This window comes from Moorena sp. SIO4A1, assembly GCF_010672065.1.
GTDB lineage: Bacteria > Cyanobacteriota > Cyanobacteriia > Cyanobacteriales > Coleofasciculaceae > Moorena.
This window is the reverse complement of the sequence record NZ_JAAHHX010000647.1, coordinates 1-1540: the sequence shown is the minus strand read 5'-3', so window position 1 is coordinate 1540 and position 1540 is coordinate 1. Positions and strand designations below refer to the sequence as shown.

The window sequence follows — 1540 nt, the reverse complement described above, 5'->3', positions numbered from 1 at the left end:
AAAAATTATTGTCATTGACGACCACGAATCGGTTCTAGAGGGAACCGTGAGCCAACTGCAAAAGCAATACCCAGAGGCAGAAATTGTTACGGCTAAAACTGCCCAGATCGCTCAAGAATACGTAGAGAGGTTATCCCCTGACTTAGTTGTTGCCGATCTTTCCATTCCCAAGCAGCAGGGAGATACTGCCCGAACCGATACGGGAATTCAACTCCTCAAAACATTAATGAAACTATACCCTACCCTAAATATAGTTGTTCAAAGCGCTAATATCAAAGCCTTAATCCGTTTAAAACCTGCTATAAATGAACACGAAGGAGGCTTTACCATCGTAGATAAAAGCCTGCCCCAGAAAGAAATGTTAATTAAAGTTGACTGGTCACTTCAGGGATTGATTTACACCCCCAAAGGGATGCGAAAAGGCTTGGAAATCAAATCCGAATGGTTAGAACTTCTAACCTTAGCCTTTGAAGAAGGATTACAGGATAGAACCATTGCTCAGCGGATGCAAATCTCCGAGCGCACCGTGCGTAACTATTGGACTAAAGTTCAAGACGTTTTAGGGGTTTATCCAAAACCCGGTGAAAATATTCGCATTAAAACCGAGAAGCGGGCAAGAGAAGTCGGTCTAATCGATTGAGACATGAAACGTTTTACTGAGGAGGAAATTCAAACCTGGCGGGTAGGATTTATGCCAGGACTAGTCGTGATCGCACTAGTAATCCTATTTCGCATCACTGGCGTCCTGCAAAGTCTAGAATTGATTGCTCTCGATAGTTTTCTCCGTTGGCGTCCTAGGGAATCTATTGATAAAAGAATTCTAATTGTTGGTATTAATGAACAAGACATCCAAGGCATAGGTACCTATCCCATACCCGATCGAGACTTAGCATCACTGCTGAGAAAACTAGCAACCTATAAGCCTAGAGCTATTGGTATTGACATCGTCAGAGATTTACCCGTTGATCCTGGTTACACTGACTTAGTCGCAGCATTTCAGGCTATCAAAACCGTGATTGGCATTGAAAAAGCCTTACCTGACCAATATGGCAATACCATTAATCCACCACCCACTTTACCCCCCGAACAAGTTGGCTTTGCCGATGTGATACCTGACGCTGACGGACACATCAGGCGCAGTTTACTAGGAACTTCAAATCGGGAAGGAGAGTATAAATTTTCTCTAGCTATACTGCTAGCAAAAGCGTATTTATCTAAAGAAGGAATTTCCCTAACCAATGGCACTTATGACCCAATAGCCATGCAGTTTGGTACTACGGAACTCACTCGCTTTCGCCCCAATTCCGGAGGCTATGTGAGAGCCGATGCTGGGGGAAATCAGATCCTAATTAATTTTCGCAGTGCTCGCAAACCGTTTCGGATCGTATCCCTCAACGATATCCAAACTGGCAACATTGATCCAAGCTGGATTCGCGATCGCATAGTCCTGATTGGTATCACTAGCCCTAGCGTTAAAGATATTGTCAATGTTTCTGCTATCCCTAGCTCTACTCCTGGATTAGTATTTGGTGTAGAAGTG

At 43.8% G+C, this 1540-nt stretch carries 2 protein-coding genes; both read left to right on the top strand.

Annotation, left to right across the window (positions count from 1 at the left end; translation table 11 throughout):
• Nucleotides 1-640 (top strand): response regulator transcription factor (locus tag F6K53_RS41520; RefSeq protein WP_293086221.1); only part of this gene is annotated, 640 nt, incomplete at its 5' end.
• Nucleotides 641-643: 3 nt separating this feature from the next.
• Nucleotides 644-1540: CHASE2 domain-containing protein (locus F6K53_RS41515; protein WP_293086218.1), on the top strand; the 897-nt coding region annotated here is incomplete at its 3' end.